At 56.4% G+C, this 17,624-nt stretch carries 17 protein-coding genes and 1 pseudogene; 13 read left to right on the top strand and 5 right to left on the bottom strand.

From position 1 onward, the window contains the following. Nucleotides 1-83 precede the first annotated feature (83 nt). The 8 genes from BK658_RS02290 to BK658_RS02255 all read left to right on the top strand — a co-directional run bounded on the left by BK658_RS02290 (nucleotide 84) and on the right by BK658_RS02255 (nucleotide 7,982). Complete coding sequence (locus BK658_RS02290) at nucleotides 84-428, top strand: hypothetical protein (RefSeq protein ID WP_123580818.1); 345 nt, start codon at nucleotides 84-86, stop codon at nucleotides 426-428. A gap of 54 nt (nucleotides 429-482) precedes the next feature. Beyond that, nucleotides 483-1,067 carry a tail assembly protein gene (locus BK658_RS02285; RefSeq protein ID WP_123580961.1) on the top strand — a complete coding sequence of 195 codons (585 nt, stop codon included), beginning with the start codon at nucleotides 483-485 and terminating at the stop codon, nucleotides 1,065-1,067. 57 nt (nucleotides 1,068-1,124) lie between these two features. After that, the gene (locus tag BK658_RS02280; RefSeq protein WP_123580816.1) at nucleotides 1,125-4,751 is read left to right on the top strand and encodes a TipJ family phage tail tip protein; all 3,627 of its coding nucleotides are present in this window, start codon (nucleotides 1,125-1,127) and stop codon (nucleotides 4,749-4,751) included. A gap of 40 nt (nucleotides 4,752-4,791) precedes the next feature. Beyond that, a complete protein-coding gene (locus BK658_RS02275) occupies nucleotides 4,792-5,055 on the top strand; it encodes a hypothetical protein (RefSeq protein WP_259740036.1) in 264 nt (87 codons plus the stop codon). After that, nucleotides 5,056-5,967 carry a hypothetical protein gene (locus BK658_RS02270; RefSeq protein WP_123580813.1) on the top strand — a complete coding sequence of 304 codons (912 nt, stop codon included), beginning with the start codon at nucleotides 5,056-5,058 and terminating at the stop codon, nucleotides 5,965-5,967. Between the two features lie 63 nt (nucleotides 5,968-6,030). Beyond that, entirely contained in the window at nucleotides 6,031-6,990 is a 960-nt protein-coding gene (locus BK658_RS02265; protein ID WP_148049697.1) for a phage tail fiber protein, read from the top strand. Nucleotides 6,991-7,032: 42 nt separating this feature from the next. Beyond that, a complete protein-coding gene (locus BK658_RS02260) occupies nucleotides 7,033-7,458 on the top strand; it encodes a structural protein (protein WP_123580810.1) in 426 nt (141 codons plus the stop codon). After that, nucleotides 7,455-7,982: a lysis system i-spanin subunit Rz gene (locus BK658_RS02255; protein ID WP_123580809.1), complete on the top strand. Its 528-nt coding sequence runs from the start codon at nucleotides 7,455-7,457 to the stop codon at nucleotides 7,980-7,982. The genes BK658_RS02260 and BK658_RS02255 overlap by 4 nt, the downstream gene beginning before the upstream one ends. 61 nt (nucleotides 7,983-8,043) lie before the next feature. Here the strand turns inward: BK658_RS02255 and BK658_RS02250 are convergent, their stop codons facing one another. Both BK658_RS02250 and BK658_RS02245 read right to left on the bottom strand, forming a co-directional pair. Further along, on the bottom strand, nucleotides 8,044-8,316 hold the full coding sequence (locus BK658_RS02250; RefSeq protein ID WP_123580807.1) for a bacteriocin immunity protein: 273 nt from the start codon (nucleotides 8,314-8,316) through the stop codon (nucleotides 8,044-8,046). A 7-nt stretch (nucleotides 8,317-8,323) separates the two neighbouring features. Next, entirely contained in the window at nucleotides 8,324-9,667 is a 1,344-nt protein-coding gene (locus BK658_RS02245; RefSeq protein ID WP_123580804.1) for an S-type pyocin domain-containing protein, read from the bottom strand. 233 nt (nucleotides 9,668-9,900) lie between these two features. Here BK658_RS02245 and BK658_RS30225 point away from each other — a divergent pair. Then, nucleotides 9,901-9,990, top strand: a pseudogene (locus tag BK658_RS30225) (lysis protein); the annotation flags it as partial. A gap of 76 nt (nucleotides 9,991-10,066) precedes the next feature. Here BK658_RS30225 and BK658_RS02235 read toward each other — a convergent pair. Continuing rightward, entirely contained in the window at nucleotides 10,067-11,614 is a 1,548-nt protein-coding gene (locus tag BK658_RS02235; RefSeq protein WP_123580802.1) for a sensor domain-containing diguanylate cyclase, read from the bottom strand. Nucleotides 11,615-12,658: 1,044 nt separating this feature from the next. Here BK658_RS02235 and BK658_RS02225 point away from each other — a divergent pair. The 3 genes from BK658_RS02225 (at nucleotide 12,659) to grxD (ending at nucleotide 15,621) form a co-directional block, all read left to right on the top strand. Next, complete coding sequence (locus BK658_RS02225; RefSeq protein WP_123580798.1) at nucleotides 12,659-12,949, top strand: hypothetical protein; 291 nt, start codon at nucleotides 12,659-12,661, stop codon at nucleotides 12,947-12,949. A 124-nt stretch (nucleotides 12,950-13,073) separates the two neighbouring features. Then, nucleotides 13,074-15,182 carry a molybdopterin oxidoreductase family protein gene (locus BK658_RS02220; protein WP_123580796.1) on the top strand — a complete coding sequence of 703 codons (2,109 nt, stop codon included), beginning with the start codon at nucleotides 13,074-13,076 and terminating at the stop codon, nucleotides 15,180-15,182. Nucleotides 15,183-15,279: 97 nt separating this feature from the next. Next, complete coding sequence (gene grxD, locus BK658_RS02215; RefSeq protein WP_019693361.1) at nucleotides 15,280-15,621, top strand: Grx4 family monothiol glutaredoxin; 342 nt, start codon at nucleotides 15,280-15,282, stop codon at nucleotides 15,619-15,621. Nucleotides 15,622-15,727: 106 nt separating this feature from the next. Here the strand turns inward: grxD and bfr are convergent, their stop codons facing one another. Both bfr and BK658_RS02205 read right to left on the bottom strand, forming a co-directional pair. Continuing rightward, nucleotides 15,728-16,201: a bacterioferritin gene (gene bfr, locus BK658_RS02210; RefSeq protein WP_054593808.1), complete on the bottom strand. Its 474-nt coding sequence runs from the start codon at nucleotides 16,199-16,201 to the stop codon at nucleotides 15,728-15,730. A 198-nt stretch (nucleotides 16,202-16,399) separates the two neighbouring features. Then, nucleotides 16,400-16,618, bottom strand: a complete 219-nt coding sequence (locus tag BK658_RS02205; protein ID WP_019693359.1) for a bacterioferritin-associated ferredoxin — start codon at nucleotides 16,616-16,618, stop codon at nucleotides 16,400-16,402. Nucleotides 16,619-16,934: 316 nt separating this feature from the next. Between BK658_RS02205 and BK658_RS02200 the strand changes: the two genes are divergently transcribed. Then, the gene (locus tag BK658_RS02200; RefSeq protein ID WP_019693358.1) at nucleotides 16,935-17,537 is read left to right on the top strand and encodes a peroxiredoxin; all 603 of its coding nucleotides are present in this window, start codon (nucleotides 16,935-16,937) and stop codon (nucleotides 17,535-17,537) included. Nucleotides 17,538-17,624: the final 87 nt, after the last annotated feature.

Genomic DNA, 17,624 nt, shown 5'->3' with positions numbered 1-17,624 from the left:
GTCGTCAAGAGGTAGTTCGACTAGGTGCTCATTAAATTCGTCAAGCGGTGATATCGTGGGTCATTTCCACAGGAGTGACCTGCATGAAATTTATCGTAGGGGCGTTGGGCTTTGTGTTACTGGCGGGTTGTGTTTCGCCTGCCGACCTTGAGTCGAATGACCCGACCGTGAAGACTACAACCTCAAAAGATCCAAAGCGCTATGCCCTATGCGTGTTCCCTAAATGGCAGGCATCAAGGACCGACTCTTCCATGGTGGAGACCGAAACAGGGTATCGCCTCTGGGTCGCGAGCAACAACATGGCGGATGAGCTTCTCGACGTAAAAAAGATCCCTGAAGGGAGTTCAGTTACTCTTCGTCAGCGAATGGCATGGTCTGCAATGCCTGGTCGAAGCGGTATAGAGTCCGCTGTGAGAAGCTGTCTTTAACACAGAAAATATTGACCACCGCCTCCGGGCGGTTTTTTTATGCCCGAGGACAATATGGCAGCGACTGCAATAAATTATCGACCGATGACCACAATCAAGCTTTCTGGGTCTCTGGCAAAGAAGTTTGGTCGCACGCACAGTCGGCTACTGGATTCAGGACAATCCTGGGAGTTGTTCAAGGCTCTGAAATGTACGATTAATGGGTTTGAAGAAGAAATTCGGCGCCTTGATCGACTTGGTATGCGATTTGCTGTGTTCCGAAACGGCAAAAACATCGGTCTCGACGGATTCGACTTGTCCGGCACTCGAGAAATTAGAGTCGCTCCAGTTGTTGAAGGCAGCAAGCGCGCAGGCATCCTTCAAACAATAATCGGCGCTGTACTTTTGGTGGCCAGTATATGGGTTCCTGCATTGGCACCTGCGGGTATAGCGATGGTGGCTGGCGGCGTTCTCCAGATGCTTAGTCCTCAAGCCTCCGGTCTGAAGCAGAGTGCATCCCCCGATAACATGCCGTCCTACGCCTTCGGCAGCGCCAAGAACACCACAGCCAGCGGCAACCCGGTCCCAATCTGCATCGGCGACCGACGTTGGGGCGGCATGATCATTTCCGCATCGATCTACGCCGAAGACAAAACGTAGATATCACGCAGCACGCAGGCCGCCCATGAGGCGGTTTTTTTTCGCCAGGAGCAAAGCATGGGCGCAGCACAGAGGATCGATATTCACGGCGAGAAAGGCGGTGACAGCAACCCAAAGTCACCAGTTGAAGCTAGCGACAGCCTGCGCTCGACGAACTTGGCCAAGCTCTTGATCGCCGTTGGCGAAGGTGAGTTTGATGGTACTCCGACCGACTACGACATATATCTGGACAACACGCCAATCAAGGATGCGAGCGGTAACGTCAATTTCCCGAACGTGAAGTGGGATTGGCGTCCGGGCTCTGTCGATCAGGCATACATCCCTGGCATTCCATCGGTCGAGAACGAAACCTCGCTGAACATCGAATTACGCAGTGACACAGCGTGGGTGCGCTCGCTCACCAACACGCAGCTGTCGGCAGCTCGGGTGCGATTGGCCTGGCCCGCACTTCAGCGGCAGGACGACAGCGGCAACGTTGGCGGGTACCGGATCGAGTACGCTATTGATGTGGCCACAGACGGCGGCGCCTACCAACAGGCCTTGGTTGAGGCCGTAGACGGGAAGACCACCACACGCTACGAGCGCTCGCGTCGTGTCGACCTGCCGGCGGCCACCAGCGGCTGGCAGATCCGCGTCCGCCGGATTACCCCAAACCAAAATAGCAACAAAGTCGCCGACACGATGCTGATTGCCGGCTACACCGAAGTCATTGACGCAAAGCTGCGGTACCCAAACACCGCGCTGCTCTTCATCGAGTTCGATGCGGAGCAGTTCACCAACATTCCAGCCGTGACCGTGAAGTGCCGTGCCCGTAAATGGCAGGTGCCAAGCAACTATGACCCAATGTCCCGGACCTACACCGGCACTTGGGACGGCACCATGAAGCAGGCCTGGACCAATAACCCGGCCTGGATCACTTACGGCATCTGCACAGAGGACCGTTTCGGCCTGGGCAAGCGCATCAAGCCATTCATGATTGATAAGTGGGAGCTGTACCGGATTGCGCAGTACTGCGACCAGCTGGTGCCAAACGGACTCGGCGGTACGGAGCCGCGCTTCCTGTGCGACATGAATCTCCAGGGCAAGGCCGATGCCTGGTCGCTGCTGCGCGATATCGCCGGCATCTACCGGGGAATGACCTACTGGGCCCAGGGCCAACTGGTGATGCAGGCCGACATGCCGCGCGCGCAGGACTTCGACTATGTCTTCACTCGGGCAAACGTCATCGACGGCAAGTTCTCGTACGGCAGCGCTTCGGCGAAGACTCGTTACACGCGGGCTCTGGTCAGCTACGACAATCCGGCCAACAACTACGACACTGACGTCATCCCGTTCGCAGATCTGGCTCTCCAGCGCCGCATGGGCGATAAGCCGACCGAACTGAGCGCCATCGGCTGTACTCGGGCATCTGAGGCCCAGCGTCGCGGCAAGTGGGCGATCCTGAGCAACAACCAGGACCGCACCGTGTCGTTCAAGACGGGCATGGAGGGTGTTATTCCTCTTCCTGGCCACATCATCCCCGTGGCGGATTCGCTGCTGGCGGGCCGCGCGGTCGGTGGTCGCATCTCGGCTGCCGCTGGTCGGGTCGTGACACTTGACTGTGATACCCAGGCCAAGGCCGGTGATCGGTTGATTCTCAATCTGCCGGGCGGCCGTGCCGAGGGTCGTACCGTGCAGAGTGTCAAAGGCCGCGTCGTGACCGTGACCACGAACTACAGCGAACCGCCACTGCCGCAGCTTCAATGGGCACTGGACGCTGATGATTTGGCCATCCCGCTTTACCGCGTGCTGCGGACCAAACGCACTGCGGAGGGCGAGTTCGAAATCAGCGCGTTGCAATACGAGCCGGGCAAGTTCGCTTTCATCGACACTGGCGCCCGCCTTGAAGAGCGCCCGATCAGCGTAATCCCTATCACCGTGGTTCCGGCGCCGGACAGTGTCACGGTCACGTCCAGCTCGGTCGTGTCCCAGGGCATTGCCGTCGCCACCATGACCATCACCTGGCCAGCGGTAAACGGTGCTGTTGGGTATGACGTTGAGTGGCGCAAAGACAGCGGGAACTGGATCAAGCTGCAGCGCACAGGCTCGACCAGCGTCGACGTGACCGGCATTTACGCCGGTGCCTATCTGGCCCGGGTGAGGGCGGCGAGCGCGTTCGACTTTTCGTCGATCTGGAAGAGTTCGAACCTGACTCAGCTCAAGGGCAAGGAAGGCCTGCCGCCGGCGGTGTCGTACCTGAACGCTACCAGCCTGCTGTTCGGCATCGGTCTCAAGTGGGGCTTCCCGGCCGGCGCCGAGGATACTCAGCGCACAGAGATCTGGTACGGGCCGAGCACCAGCCTGGAGGCGGCGACCAAGCTGGCGGATCTGGCGTACCCGCAAAACGACTACTCGATGCAGAGCCTGAAGGCAGGCGCGACGTTCTTTTTCTGGGCGCGCCTGATCGACCGGACCGGCAACATCGGGCCGTTCTATCCGGCGGGCAGCGGGGTAATGGGGCAGGCCAGCTCGGATGCGGCGCCGATTCTCGATCTGCTGGCCGGCAAGATCACCGAGACAGAGCTGGGTAAAAACCTGCTGGATGAGATTGGCTTGATCACTGGCAGCGGCCCCGGCTCGGTCAATGGCCGCATTGAGCAGGCCAAGCAGGAGCTGGAAGAGCTCATCGACCAGGTCACCGACGCACTCGAGTACGACAACGCCAAGTCTTATGCCGCCGGCGAGATCGTTCGTCTCGGCAACCGGCTCTTCCAGGCAGTTCAGGCCACCACTGGACACGCGCCGCCTGACGCAACGTACTGGTTCGACATTGGCACGCTTGCACAGACGACCGAGGCGCTTGCGCAACAGATCCAGCAGAACAGCGCCAAGATCACCGAGCACGAAGGGAAAATTACCGCCCAGGCCGAGCAGATCAGCGCAATCAACACGACGATCACAAACCCCGTGACTGGGGTTGTGGCGACTGCCAACGGCTTGAGTTCGCTGAAGGGCACCGTGACCAACCTCGACGGCAAGGTTACGGCCACTGCCGAGAAGGTGGACGGTGTATACGCGCAGGTCAATCCGCCGCTGGCAGGTGCTACCGACGGCTATGCCGGTTCCGAACAGGCGTATGTCGGCGTCTACTCGATCCAGTCGGCGGTGATTGAGGGGGACGTGGCGACCGGACAGCGTATTGACGCCGTCCAAGTGCAGATGGGGGAAAACTCCGCGCAAGTCCAGCAACTCAGCCAGGCCCAAGCCAGTACCGACGGCAAGCTGAGCACGCTCTGGTCGGTGAAAATGGAGACCACTGCAGGTGGCCAGCAGTATGCCGCATCGTTCGGGCTTGGCCTTCAGGTCGACCCATCTGGGGTGTCGTCCCAGTTCGTCGTCAGGGCCGACACCTTCATGTTGCTGAACCTGGCCAATGGAAAGCCTGTCTCGCCGTTTTCGGTGTCGGGCGGGCAGACGTTTATTCGTGACGCGTTCATCCAGGACGGCACGATCACTAATGCGAAGATCGGCGATTACATCTGCTCAACCAACTACGTGTGGGGTCAGACCGGCTGGGCAATTTTCAAAAATGGAGGGTTTGAGATGAACGGACAGGGTGCCGGGCAGAGCCGGCTGGCGATCAATAACAGCAGCGTGAAGCTTTATCACACGAACGGCGTCCTTGGCATCAACTTGAGCATCTGACATGACCGGATTAACAATCACAAATCCAGCGGGAGTGGTCATGGTTGATATGACCATGAACATAAGCCAGATGCAGGGCTACGTCGATACGGGTGGCGCCAATGGCTTTGCCGCTATCCCGCCCCCGCCGGCCGGGAAAACCCAGTACTACATTGTTGTCCCGCTTGTTGATCTGCAACAGGAGAAAGGCAAGAAGCCGGGAGTCACGTTATCGGCCGGCTCCTTGTCTTGGGCTTACTCATATTCAACGGCGGGCTGGGGGTATTTCTCGGCGAGTTGTCGAATATTTTACGGGTATTATTAAATGGCGACCCTGCAAGCATTTAAGGACGACGAGACGATTCTGTTTGATACAAGCCTTATCTGTTACGGCTTGGTCAAAAGCGGAAATATGGCACTCCAGCAGTATTGGTCTCGACGCTTCAAGCGATCTGCGCAGTTAGATCCCAATGACGGGGCCAACTGGTGGCCAGTGGTGGTTGCCCCTGCAACCGGCGCCCCAGAAAAGGGGTCGAGGAGCGATCAAATATGGGGCTTCACGATTTACAATGCGCTATCGCCTATTTGTTTTATAACAGGCCCAGGCACGCACGTAGGATCATCGGTAAGCGGTAACGCGTTTACTTTCTTTTATGCGAATTCATCTGCGGCTACGAAGTTTTACTGCTTTGATCTGATGGGTGACAATCTTTTAGGGTCACCCTTTCTTAAAACGTATGACACGACCGGAAGAATTACTTTCAATTCACTGCAACCGCCATTGAATGTCATAGGCGCGTATTCACCACCAGCCCCCCCGGCCGTTAATGATGAACGCGGCAGAAAGCTTATGACGTATAACGGGGGAAGAGTTCAGAAGCGTCAGTACGTCTCAGCAGATGGCGGCCTTGGCTCGCAAATGGACTCGATCATAGATATTGCGTTATCAGCTGGAGTTGAATACGCGGCTTTCCTGCCGTGGTCACGAAGTGCAAATTTAATCGAGACAAATCCCACCTCGTCCAGCACGGGGCCAGCTACTCAATACGGCGCGTCAGAAGGGGCGCACGGCAGAGTCGGAGGCATTAGCTTTATGTTTGGTGCTGCGGCCGGAACGAACGAGGCTTATCCAGGAGGGATGAACAGTGCTCCAGTTTCTTACGCGAACATCCCAACTGACAGGTTCCCTACCGCACTCGTGATCGCGACGGCGAATCTGCCGTTTCCCTACAACTGATTTACCGCATTCAATCTTGCCCGCCCAGTGCGGGTTTTTTATCGATCAAATTTGGATACTCGGATGAGCAAGCAAACTATTCAGCTCGGCACGCCGCCCTCTGGCGTGGGTGGCGATACCCCGCGCAGCGCCAATATCAAAATCACCGCAAACTTTGATGAGCTGTATAGCCTTCTAGGAGGCAATACACTCAGCGCTCCAGCGACGAGAGCGGCTCTTGGCTTGGGGTCGGCAGCTACGCTCAACGCTGGCCGTACCATAGGTGGACTGGCTAAAGCGGAAGACTTGGGTTGGGCGCAGACCTTGGACCCCAGCAAAAGCTGGATGGCGGATGCCTCCCCCGGCTTTGACTCAAATCTGTACGGCCCGGGCTCGCCGGGTGCGCCTACTGGTGGAACGGGCTACTACTACAAGCAAACCATTCGCTTCGGGCCTGGCTTCAACCGACTTATTATCGCGTGGCCCTACGGGACCGGTGGCAGTAGCGGGACGATCAAGTTTCAATCGGTCTACGGCGACAACGCTACGCCGCTTCAGGAGATCTATCACACCGGCAACACCACACGCGGCTCAGGCGGCGCTTTGTCGGCGGCTTCCCCCATTCTGCGAATAGCCAATGTGGCTGACAGTCAGCGGCGTGACCTGCAAGAGCAGGCATTCGAGCCTGCCGGCGAGTGGGGCGTGTCGAACAACGAGGCGCGGGGTGTGAGCGTTGAGCGACACGGCGTTGGTGAATACCGTGTTACCGGGAGTCTCGGCCTGGCCCTGGAGGGATGGCGGACTCAAGATCCTTGCTCACCAGATGGTGGGAGGACCCTTGGCATCACCGAGAGCCATCAAGCCGCCGACGGCTCCGTCACCATCAAGCTGTTCAAACAGCGTTGGACGCTGTCAGAAGACGGCGAAATGATTCCTGGCCGCGGGGCTCCGCTGGATGTGCCGCCGAACAGCTGGATCGACGTGCGGCTGGAGATGCCGCCGCAGGACACACCGCCGTTGCCGCCGGCCGCCGAAACCGAATAACAGCCCGCCACTGAGCGGGCTTTTTCTTGCCTGGAGAAAAGCATGACCACTACCGAAACGCGCGGCGTGCGCAACCGAAACCCCGGAAATATTGACTACAGCCCGGCCAACCCATGGCTGGGCCAGCTCGCGCCAGATCCGGCGATCGAGAAGCGGTTTGCCCGCTTCGACACGCCAGAGAATGGCATCCGGGCCCTGGGTAAAACCTTGCTGACCTACCAGCGCAAACACGGGCTGAAGACGGTGAAGGCGATCATTGGCCGCTGGGCACCGGCCACGGAAAACGACACGACTGCCTACGTGTGCGCCGTCGAGGCGAACACCGGTACTGCGCCCGGCGCCGAGATCGATCTGGCCAGACCAGTGGTGATGCAGGGCTTCGTAAAAGCCATCATCCACCACGAAAACGCCGGGTTTGCTTATCCAGACGGGGTGCTGGTGGAAGGCGTGCGCAGGGCTCTGCTGTGAATGCCGCGGCATGGAAGCTGGGCGGTGTCGTCGCAGTGCTGGCCATTGTGGCCGGCGGCGCGGCGGCGCTGACCTGGCAGCTTCAGGACTGGCGCTACGGCCAGCAGCTTGCGGAGCAGGCGAGGGTTCAGGGTGAGACGCTGAATCAGTTGACCCTCGCCGCTGCAACCCAGCAGCGCACCGAACAAGACAAACGCCTGGCGCTCGAGCAGCGCCTGGCGGCCAGCGACCAAACCCACCACGAGGCTTTGACCAATGCTCAAAAAGACCAGACTCGCCTGCGCGATCGCCTTGCTACTTCCGATCTACGGCTGTCAGTCCTCATCGACGCAGCAGATTCAGCCGGTGGTTGCGCAGTGCCAGCCGCTACCGGCGCCGGCGGCGTGGTTCATGGAGGAGCGCGCGCCCGACTTGACCCAGCGCATGCTCAACGAATTATCGGGATCACCGACGCCGGTGACCAAGGACTGATCGCACTGGCGGCGTGCCAGGCTTTCGTCAGGGAAGTTTCAGCGCCGAAGTAAAAAGGGCTGCCGGTCTGAGTGCGACAACATCCAGCCAGCCGCCGGTCCTACAGATTTATTCCTACGCTTTGAACCCTGGTAAGCCTTGAGCTGCACGCCACTCTTTCACTATCTGTGTAACGCCCACAGGGGAGTTATCTGCGCCGGGCTCCGGGTAGTAGATTAAGTCTGACCCTGCTGGGTGCTCGCTGACTTTCTCGAAGTGCAGCAAAAGCAAGTCAGCACGATCATCGTTTTCGGCTTCTTCGTCTTCCTTAGCGAGTTCTTCCAGCAGTTCGATGAACTCAGCCTCGGTGTACTCAGAGAAGCTGTTTTTCAATAGTGTGTCTGTCATGTCTGGCCTATTCGTTCCGGTGAAGATCGATGTGGTTTCTTGGTGTGTTTATTCGCAGGTTATCCACGTCGTACACGCCGCCGCCCTCTGATACTTTTTCGAGGTGGTGCAGTTCATAAGACAGCCTGCCGCCGACTCTATCGGCTTTTTGCACACGTGGAGCCCTACCTGTACGCATACGACTGACGTTCTGTTTGATGAACTGATCAGCAATCGCCGACTCTGAGACAGCTTTCCAGAGTGCGCCTCTAAATGTGTCGAAGCTTTTGAAATCACGCCCCTTTAGTGCATCCGCCACGTCTTTTGGAATCGGAACTCCCACCCCCGAACTCGCCCCAATGAGCCAGATACCTGCCAGATCTTCGCCTTGGCCTGTTGCGGTACCAGGTGTCTTTCGGACATTCATCACAATGTACAGCGGCTGCACGCCAGAACCAGCCGGAAACACAAGGATGAAGTCCTTGTATTCAGGCGGATAGATCGGATTAACGATGATGTTATCTGCCTGTTCGGTTGGCGGATAAATCCAGATCTGAGGGGCTTGTGGAGCGCCCTCTAATGGGGGAATGCCTGAGGTGCTGGATGGGTCAACCGCTGGCGTCCATATCAGGGTTACCCCGTCACCAAAGTCAGCCACCTGCTGAGAGCCGTGAGTCTTGAACTGGACTACGGGAATCATTTCCCAGTCGCGGCGCTTCTGAGTGTTGTACCCATACCCTTTCAAGGTGCCATCGGCTTGTTGCTCGACATGCAGTCGAACACGTGTACGACCTTCCTTGAGCGACTTCAGCTGATCCTCGGTGTACAGGCTGCTATCGCCCAAGCTCGATGGCCACAGTAGTGCAACCACTCCCGCCAAGGCTCCAGCAGCAACACCGGCAGTGACTACGCCGGCACCACCAGCAGCACCCGTTGCAGCAGTCCCGGTCCCTACCTCAGCAACAGCAGCTCCAGCAGTGCAGAGACCGCCGCAAGACGCCCCGGCAGTAGCAACAGCCGTTCCGCCTAGAAGGAGAGTTCCCAGTGCTGCGGGTAACGCGCTACCGCTGATTTTCTTGAGAGGGATACGCCCTTCTGCATCCGTTTCACGACCACCCAGCAGGGAGAATTCTCCGTACTGGCTGACAGCATCCGTGGGGATCGATCCACCAGGACTGACGTAGTTAATGGTCCCGTCGGGCAGCTTGCAGGGTTTGGTGAAGGTGCAGCCAGCCGCATTGGATTTCGCGTCTGCCTTCGGTGGAAGGTCTTTGTATTCCGCCCAGCGTTGAGCAGCAATATCTACAGGTTCTACGCCGCTGTTGTTATTAGTCGCGTTGGGCAAAGCTGGTTTTGGGACATAACCACTCATGCAGCATCCTTGTTCGTCCTTGGGATAGTCCCGGCCTGAGGCTGGGGCAGAATGACGTTACCGGGAGGTTCGGGCGCTGGCTGTAGGACTTATCCTAAAAGCAGAGCTCCGTGTCCCTGTGTTCCATGTCACTACTGGGGTGGGCGAATGGTAACTGCTCTAGCACGAGGGTTTGAATGGTGGCATTTTGAGGTTGCGTCAGCCACGGGGCGGAGGATGGAGGAGTACGCACCCGACTTGCCCCAGCGCATGCTCAACGAATTGTCGGCATTACCGACGACGGCGACCAAGGATTGATCGCGCTTGCTGCATGCCAGTCATAAGTCAGGCAGGCGCTACGGTGAACCGTCAGGCTATTCGTGTGGGACCGGGCCGAAGTCAGTAGGTTAAGGCGCGAGACTAATTTGAAATAACTGTCCTGTTTTTCCCATTAGACTTGGCGATGTATAGCGCTTTGTCGGCTGTATCTATCAGGTTCTCGGGAGTGTCAGCTCCCTCTTCAGGTAGTGCGCTAATGCCAATGCTAATAGTGACCACTCCGAGTGGGGATTTGATATGTTGAATCTTATTTTGCTCTAGATCGAGTCGTATCTTTTCAGCTAGAAGGAAAGCTCCAACATAGTCTGTGTTTGTAAGTACGATGGCAAATTCTTCTCCTCCGTATCGGGCGGCAAGATCGCCGGCCCGGTTTACGTGTTTTTTAATTATTGCTGCCACACTCTTCAAACATTCGTCACCCTGTACGTGGCCGTAATGGTCGTTGTAAAGTTTGAAGAAATCAATGTCAATCATGATGAGAGCCGTGCCGTTGAGCTTGCGTTTTTTTCGGCTAATTTCAGCTTCTATAAATAAGTCGAAATGACGTCGGTTGGCGATCCTTGTTAGCCCATCTTCGAGTGCCATTAATCCAAGCGCTTTATTGGCTTCAATATAGCTTTTTTGGGATGCCTGTAGTTCTCTTTGTGCTTGAATTTGCTGGTTCATTAGTTTGATTAATCGGTAGCCTATAAAGCTAAGGATTAATAATAGTATGGTGGATATTACTAGGCTGGCAAAGGATTCACTTCGCCAGTCAGCGAGTACCTCATTCCTATCAAATGCGGCAATGACTACTAGAGGATACCCATTAATGCGTCGAAAGCCTATTACCCGCTCTACACCGTCTATAAACGATTTTATGGTTGCAGTGCCTGAATTTACGTCTGGCTTTAGCAGGGCGAACACTTCTCCCTTTGATATATTAAGTCCGACGTCTTGTTCGCGGAATGGTTTGCGCACCATAATATGACCGCTTGATGTCGCCAGATTGATGAGGCCGTTTGCTCCCATATCTACACCATCGTAAAGACTGAGGAAGTAGTTTAGATAAATTGTAGCTATCGTTACTCCAGCAAAACTCCCATCTGGATGGTTGATTCGGCGCGATACGGTCATGACCCATTCATTTGTTGAGCGACTACGGATCGAAGGGCCAAGATATGGTCCGGGGTCGGCATGGTCGCGATGGTAAATAAAATAGTCGCGGTCTGAGTTGTTTGCGCCGGCGGGCATTACACCGTTCGAGTTAAGTAGCCAGCGACCCTGCTCATCATATATAAAAAAGCCATGTATTTGAGGTAGGCGTTTTTGTTGAATTTTAAGTAACTCATCTAATCTTTTTATATTGTCCGCGCCACTACCTTCAGACTCCAGACGCTCTTTCACTCCTAACAGCACCGAGTCCGCTTGGGTTAGCGTTGCCTCGATATTGGACGATAACGTCTTCGAGAGATTTGACATCTCGGTTTCTTTGTCGTGCAGATGGTACTCCAGGGAGTTGAAGACCCCCCAGGTGCTTATCGCTATTAGTGAGATGCATACTACTGCAACGAAGAGAACTACATGACCAACCTTGAGTTTGGCATCAGTCCACTCAGTGGCAAAAATTGAGGCCTTTTTTGTGAGCATTGTGTCCTGTCCTTAGACTCGGGGGGCGTGGTGGAAGGCATCGAGTTTATGCCCAAGCGCTGACTTCTGAGCGCGAGCGGGTGTGGGGTGACCAGAGCACTTCGGGATCTTGGCGCGAACGGATAAGTGAATAGATAGCTTCACAGGAGCGGTCGGAGTTCCGCTCAATGGTCGATAAATAATGCCTTAGCGACGCTGACGTCCCTGGTTCCAGGCAGCTGATCTGCTCAATTAATGTCGTCAAATCCTCAAGGGCCGCACCAATAGCGAGCTGAGTCAGATTTAGGTTGTAGAGCGCACAGTCGACTTGATCCCTGCCTTTCATGGCTTGGCTCCTGCTGGGAATTAAAGCCTAGTCGAACAACGATTCGCTTGCCGACAATACAGTAGGATTTTGAGGAATGCACGGTCGGCAGGACGCCGGGGAGGAGGGTGGTTTTTACTGTCTAAAACTACCTTGATCTATGTCAGTTTCATTGGTCTAAACACGCGCTATCTCACCTAAGAGTTTTAGACAGAGGATAGCTACAAGCCTTTACCAATAAGGCTTTACGACCTTTCCAGCCCATACTGCTGCATTACTGAGGTGTGACCTTACGATAGGCTTTCGTTCAGCAGGACGCTGGAGATGGCTGGGCCAATTCGTGGGCCAATTTGTCGGGGAATGACGGAGCGCAGCGGGGAAACCTTGGGGCTGGGCCCTTGAAATCAAAGGCCAACCCCCCGGTGGAACCCATGGAGACGTCATAATTAAATGTCGCGTCTTACCAATAGGGCTACGGTTTTTAGGGGATTTCAGAGAGGCTACGGGATAACCGCAGTAGCGCTTTTGAAGCCTGTTTCCTGACAGCAGCAACCCCTTTGTACACTGCCCTCGCGCGCCTTGGCAATCAAGCGGGGCGGGCAAAGCACACTCTCGGTCGGTTTCTGACCTGTCGGCCAGAGTGGTTGCAGGCAGGATCCAGCCTGCCTTCGCTTGAAACATTTGCTAATGCAAAGTACTGGGTTATAAATAACTCACGAGTGACACAGGAAGCCTTTGGAATGGAATCGAAAGAACAGCAATTGTTGGAGCTGCTGGGGCTCATGGCGCGTACCCTGACTCACCTGACTGCTTCCATCACCTCGATGTCCTTTGAGTTGATGCGCAGCGAGGATGACGTGACCAAGGCTGCGGGTCGACGGATGATCGACCGCATGGCCACCGTCAGCGCCGGGCTCGACGAGCATTGGTGCCTGATCGGCGAACTCACGGGCGTGCACATTGCCCAGGAGCAGATCGAAACCATCCAGGAAATCCAGCTTCAAGCGCCCTCCGGGCCTCCCCAGGGCTAATATCGGCGGGCCTGATGGGCCTCGATTCACAAGACGAACGTCGCTGGCGCAGCGCTCGGTCACAGCCCATAGTTTTGTTCCCGCAACCTGATGCCGGTTGCCTCGAATAAAACAGAGAATGGCCATGACCAAGACTCTTCATCACCGTGCCTGCCACCTGTGTGAAGCCATTTGCGGCTTGACCATCGAAACCACTGCAACCGAAGACGCTGGCGTGCAAATCACCTCAATCAAGGGTGATCCGCAGGACAGCTTCAGTCGCGGCCACATCTGCCCCAAGGCGGTGGCGCTGCAAGATATCCAGAACGACCCCGACCGCCTGCGACAGCCGATGCTGCGGGTCGGCAGCGAGTGGCAAGCGATTGCCTGGGACGAGGCTTTCGCTCTGGTGGCTGAACGCCTGTCAGCGATTCAGGAGCGCGATGGCCAAAACGCCGTCGCGGTTTATCAGGGCAATCCCAGCGTGCACAACTATGGGTTGATGACCCACAGCAATTACTTCCTTGGCTTGCTCAAAACCCGCAACCGTTTCTCTGCAACCTCGGTCGATCAATTACCTCAGCATCTCACCAGCCATTTGATGTACGGCCACGGTTTGCTTCTGCCGATACCGGACATCGATCACACCGATTTCATGCTGATCCTGGGCGGTAATCCACTGGCCTCCAACGGCAGCATCATGACCGTACCGGATGTCGAAAAGCGCTTGAAGGCGATTCAGGCCCGAGGCGGCAAAGTGGTGGTGGTCGATCCGCGTCGCAGCGAAACGGCAGCGATTGCCGATCAACATATATTTGTCCGTCCAGGCGGTGATGCGGCGCTGTTATTCGGGTTGCTCAATACCGTGTTCGCCGAAGGCTTGAGCCGCGACAGTCATTTGCCGGTAGACGGGCTGGAGGCGGTTCGTCAGGCCGTCGCATCCTTTAGTGCCGAGGCCATGAGCCCGCTGTGCGCCGTGCCGGCCGAGCAGATTCGTCAGTTGGCGCGAGACTTCGCCACCGCGAAGACCGCCGTGTGTTATGGCCGTATGGGCGTTTCGACTCAGGCGTTCGGCACCTTGTGTCATTGGTTGGTGCAACTGATCAATCTGGTCACCGGCAACCTTGATCGGGTCGGCGGTGCGCTGTGCACCGAGCCTGCAGTTGACCTGGTGGCATCGACTTCGGGCGGGCATTTCAATCGCTGGCAAAGCCGCGTGTCTGGCCGTCCGGAATACGCCGGTGAGTTGCCTGTGTCGGCGCTGGCCGAAGAGATGCTCACTGAAGGCGAAGGGCAGGTGCGGGCGTTGATCACTGTGGCGGGTAACCCGGTGTTGTCGACGCCTAATGGTCGACAGTTGGAGCAGGCACTGGATGGGCTGGAGTTCATGCTCAGCATCGACCTGTATATCAACGAGACCACGCGTTATGCCGACTTGATTCTGCCGTCGACCTCGGCGCTGGAAAACGATCACTACGACACCACGTTCAATATGTTTGCGGTGCGCAACGTCAGCCGTTTCAACCGGGCAATCCTGCCCAAGCCTGAAGGCGCGCTGCACGATTGGGAGATTTTCGTCGGCCTGGCGCAGGCTTTTGCGGCGAAGACTGGCAAAGAGTTGAAGCCGACGATGCCCCCGGCGAAGATGATCGACCTCGGTTTGCGAGCCGGGCGCTATGGTGATGCGTCGCCGCACAAACTGTCGGTGGCGAACTTGTTCGATCATCCTCACGGGGTCGATCTGGGCGCTCTTCAGGCAAACCTGGCGCCACGTCTGAAAACCGCCAACCAGCGCGTGCAGGCGGCGCCACCGGCGATCCTGGCTGACCTCGCGCGATTTGCGGCATTGCAGGCACCAGCTGCCGATGAGCTATTGATGATCGGCCGCCGCCATGTGCGCAGCAATAACTCGTGGATGCATAACTATCACCGTTTGGTGAAAGGCAAGCCGCGTCATCAGTTGCTGATGCACCCGGACGATCTTTCCAGTCGTGGGCTGAGTGATGGGCAACGGGTGCGGGTCAGTTCACGGGTCGGGGTGATCGAAGTCGAGGTGCTGAGCAGTGTCGAGATGATGCAAGGCGTGGTCAGCCTGCCGCACGGTTGGGGTCATGCTCGGCCGGGAGTGCAGATGACCATTGCCATGGGGCAACCGGGCTCCAGCGCCAATGACCTGACGGATGAGCGCCAGCTCGATGAGTTGTCCGGAAATGCGGCGCTTAATGGTGTGCCGGTGACTGTCGCGGCAGCGTAAACATGTCTGTCGGGGAGACCGAGCATGGCGCTCGGCTTTCCGTTACAATGCGTCACCGTGCCGACAACTGAGTCGGAAAGTTCAGCCGAGGTGCTCCATGGATATCATCGAAACTATTAAAGAGCAGATTGCTAACAACACCATTCTGCTTTACATGAAAGGCTCGCCGAATGCCCCACAGTGTGGTTTCTCCGCGAAAGCCGCTCAGGCCGTCATGGGCTGTGGTGAGAAGTTCGCTTACGTGGACATCCTGCAGAACCCGGAAATCCGTGCCAACCTGCCAAAGTACGCCAACTGGCCAACCTTCCCGCAATTGTGGGTTGCTGGTGAGCTGGTCGGTGGTAGCGACATCATGACTGAAATGGCCGCTGACGGTTCGTTGCAGGCCCTGATCAAAGACGCTGCGGCCAAAGCCGCTGCGGGCAAGACCGAAGCCTGATTTATAGGCAGAAGCGGCCGTCCGGCCATTCCTGCTGGCAATAAAAAGCCCCGCCTCTCGTAAGAGTGCGGGGCTTTTTATTGCGTCGAGATTAGCGCCGTAGAAGTTATTCGTCGCCCATCTGCGATTGCAGATAGTTCTCCAGACCGACTTTATCGATCAGGCTCAGTTGAGTTTCCAGCCAGTCGATATGTTCTTCTTCGGATTCGAGAATATCTTCGAGCAGTTCACGACTGCCGAAGTCGCCGACTGTTTCGCAATGAGCGATAGCCACTTTGAGGTCGGCATGGCCGGTACGCTCTATGCTCAGGTCGCACTCAAGCATTTCCTTGGTGTGCTCGCCGATGTGCAGCTTGCCCAGGTCCTGGACGTTTGGCAGGCCTTCGAGGAACAGGATGCGCTTGATCAGCTTGTCCGCGTGTTTCATCTCGTCGATGGATTCGTGGTACTCGTGCTTGCCGAGCTTGTTCAGGCCCCAATCTTCATACATGCGTGCATGCAGGAAATACTGATTGATTGCGACCAGCTCATTGCCAAGAATCTTGTTGAGGTGCTGGATAACCGTGATGTCGCCTTTCATGTGGGGTCCTGCCCTTTAATTACCCTGTAGGCGGCGAAGTTTGAGCCGGGCAGTTGTTAGTGTCAAACCTAAGTTATTGAATACTATATGAAAATTAATCGGAATAAGAATGTTTGTGTTCCGCATCCTAGTGCTAAGCGATTGAATTACAGGCATAAAAAAACCGGACGCTAAGTCCGGTTCTTTCGAATGTTCTATTTACGCTGCCGAAAATTCTACAGGGTAGGGGATCGCCGCCTGGCTCAATTGCAATTCGGCCAGGGTTTCGCGCACCACTTGTTTGGCAAGGCAGGCGCATTTTCCGCATTGGCCGGCAACGCCGGTGGCTTGGCGTACCTCGCGGTAGCTGCAGCAACCTTCATAGATCGCATCGCGGATTTTTCCGTCGGTGACACCAGTGCAAAGGCAGACATACATAAATTGAGAACCGTCGTAGGTTATGGCTCGGTTGCGACGGATCTTAATGTTAACGAGAATGATTGTCAAAGTGGTTTCGACACGCTTTGCGCCAGAACAGCGACAGCCTGACGAACGGCATAATGCGCCCCGGGATGGTGTCATTAAGCCTGCGCCGAGGTTTTTGATGTCGTTATAAAAAGCGCTAAGGACAGGTGAAAAACGCGGTGTATGATGTGCGGTCCTTGCGAAGGGCACTCGATTCATGAACCTGTCGTTTATCCGCGACAGACTGGTTCGATACCGTTCTTCACGCCACCACACCAGGAGATATCCAATGAGCGTACTCGTAGGCAAACAAGCCCCTGACTTCACCGTACCGGCCGTACTCGGCAATGGCGAAATCGTTGACAGCTTCACCCTGTCCTCGGCCATCAAAGGCAAATACGGCCTGGTGTTCTTCTACCCACTGGACTTCACCTTCGTCTGCCCGTCCGAGCTGATCGCTCTGGACCACCGCATGGCTGACTTCAAGGCACGCAACGTTGAAGTGATCGCTGTTTCGATCGACTCGCACTTCACTCACAACGCCTGGCGCAACACCCCGATCAATGCCGGCGGCATCGGTCAGGTTCAGTACATCATGGCTGCTGACATGAAGCACGACATCGCCAAGGCCTACGACGTTGAGTCCGAAGGCGGCGTGGCTTTCCGTGGCGCATTCCTGATCGACGACAAAGGCGTTGTTCGCTCGCAGATCGTCAACGACCTGCCACTGGGCCGTAACATGGAAGAGCTGATTCGCCTGGTCGACGCCCTGCAATTCCACGAAGAGCACGGCGAAGTTTGCCCGGCCAACTGGAAAAAAGGCGACAAGGGCATGACTGCTTCGCCAGAAGGCGTTGCGGCTTACCTGACCGAGAACGCTGGCAAGCTGTAAGCCACGCGTCAGGCATAAAAAAAACCGGCCGCTGAGGCTAATGCCGATCAGTTAAGCCCTATTGCTTGACCTTTGGCCGCAAGAAAT

The organism is Pseudomonas brassicacearum (genome assembly GCF_003732175.1).
Lineage (GTDB): Bacteria > Pseudomonadota > Gammaproteobacteria > Pseudomonadales > Pseudomonadaceae > Aquipseudomonas > Aquipseudomonas brassicacearum_G.
This window is presented reverse-complemented; position numbering and strand designations above follow the sequence as displayed.

Coding starts and splice junctions, on each gene's coding strand:
- BK658_RS02235 (WP_123580802.1), bottom strand. CDS start 11,614: ATGCTCACAAAAAAGGCCTCAATTTTTGCCACTGAGTGGACTGATGCC.
- BK658_RS02290 (WP_123580818.1), top strand. CDS start 84: ATGAAATTTATCGTAGGGGCGTTGGGCTTTGTGTTACTGGCGGGTTGT.
- BK658_RS02205 (WP_019693359.1), bottom strand. CDS start 16,618: ATGTATGTCTGCCTTTGCACTGGTGTCACCGACGGAAAAATCCGCGAT.
- BK658_RS02265 (WP_148049697.1), top strand. CDS start 6,031: ATGAGCAAGCAAACTATTCAGCTCGGCACGCCGCCCTCTGGCGTGGGT.
- BK658_RS02280 (WP_123580816.1), top strand. CDS start 1,125: ATGGGCGCAGCACAGAGGATCGATATTCACGGCGAGAAAGGCGGTGAC.
- BK658_RS02260 (WP_123580810.1), top strand. CDS start 7,033: ATGACCACTACCGAAACGCGCGGCGTGCGCAACCGAAACCCCGGAAAT.
- BK658_RS02225 (WP_123580798.1), top strand. CDS start 12,659: ATGGAATCGAAAGAACAGCAATTGTTGGAGCTGCTGGGGCTCATGGCG.
- BK658_RS02200 (WP_019693358.1), top strand. CDS start 16,935: ATGAGCGTACTCGTAGGCAAACAAGCCCCTGACTTCACCGTACCGGCC.
- BK658_RS02220 (WP_123580796.1), top strand. CDS start 13,074: ATGACCAAGACTCTTCATCACCGTGCCTGCCACCTGTGTGAAGCCATT.
- BK658_RS02245 (WP_123580804.1), bottom strand. CDS start 9,667: ATGAGTGGTTATGTCCCAAAACCAGCTTTGCCCAACGCGACTAATAAC.
- bfr (WP_054593808.1), bottom strand. CDS start 16,201: ATGAAAGGCGACATCACGGTTATCCAGCACCTCAACAAGATTCTTGGC.
- BK658_RS02275 (WP_259740036.1), top strand. CDS start 4,792: ATGGTTGATATGACCATGAACATAAGCCAGATGCAGGGCTACGTCGAT.
- BK658_RS02270 (WP_123580813.1), top strand. CDS start 5,056: ATGGCGACCCTGCAAGCATTTAAGGACGACGAGACGATTCTGTTTGAT.
- BK658_RS02250 (WP_123580807.1), bottom strand. CDS start 8,316: ATGACAGACACACTATTGAAAAACAGCTTCTCTGAGTACACCGAGGCT.
- BK658_RS02285 (WP_123580961.1), top strand. CDS start 483: ATGGCAGCGACTGCAATAAATTATCGACCGATGACCACAATCAAGCTT.
- grxD (WP_019693361.1), top strand. CDS start 15,280: ATGGATATCATCGAAACTATTAAAGAGCAGATTGCTAACAACACCATT.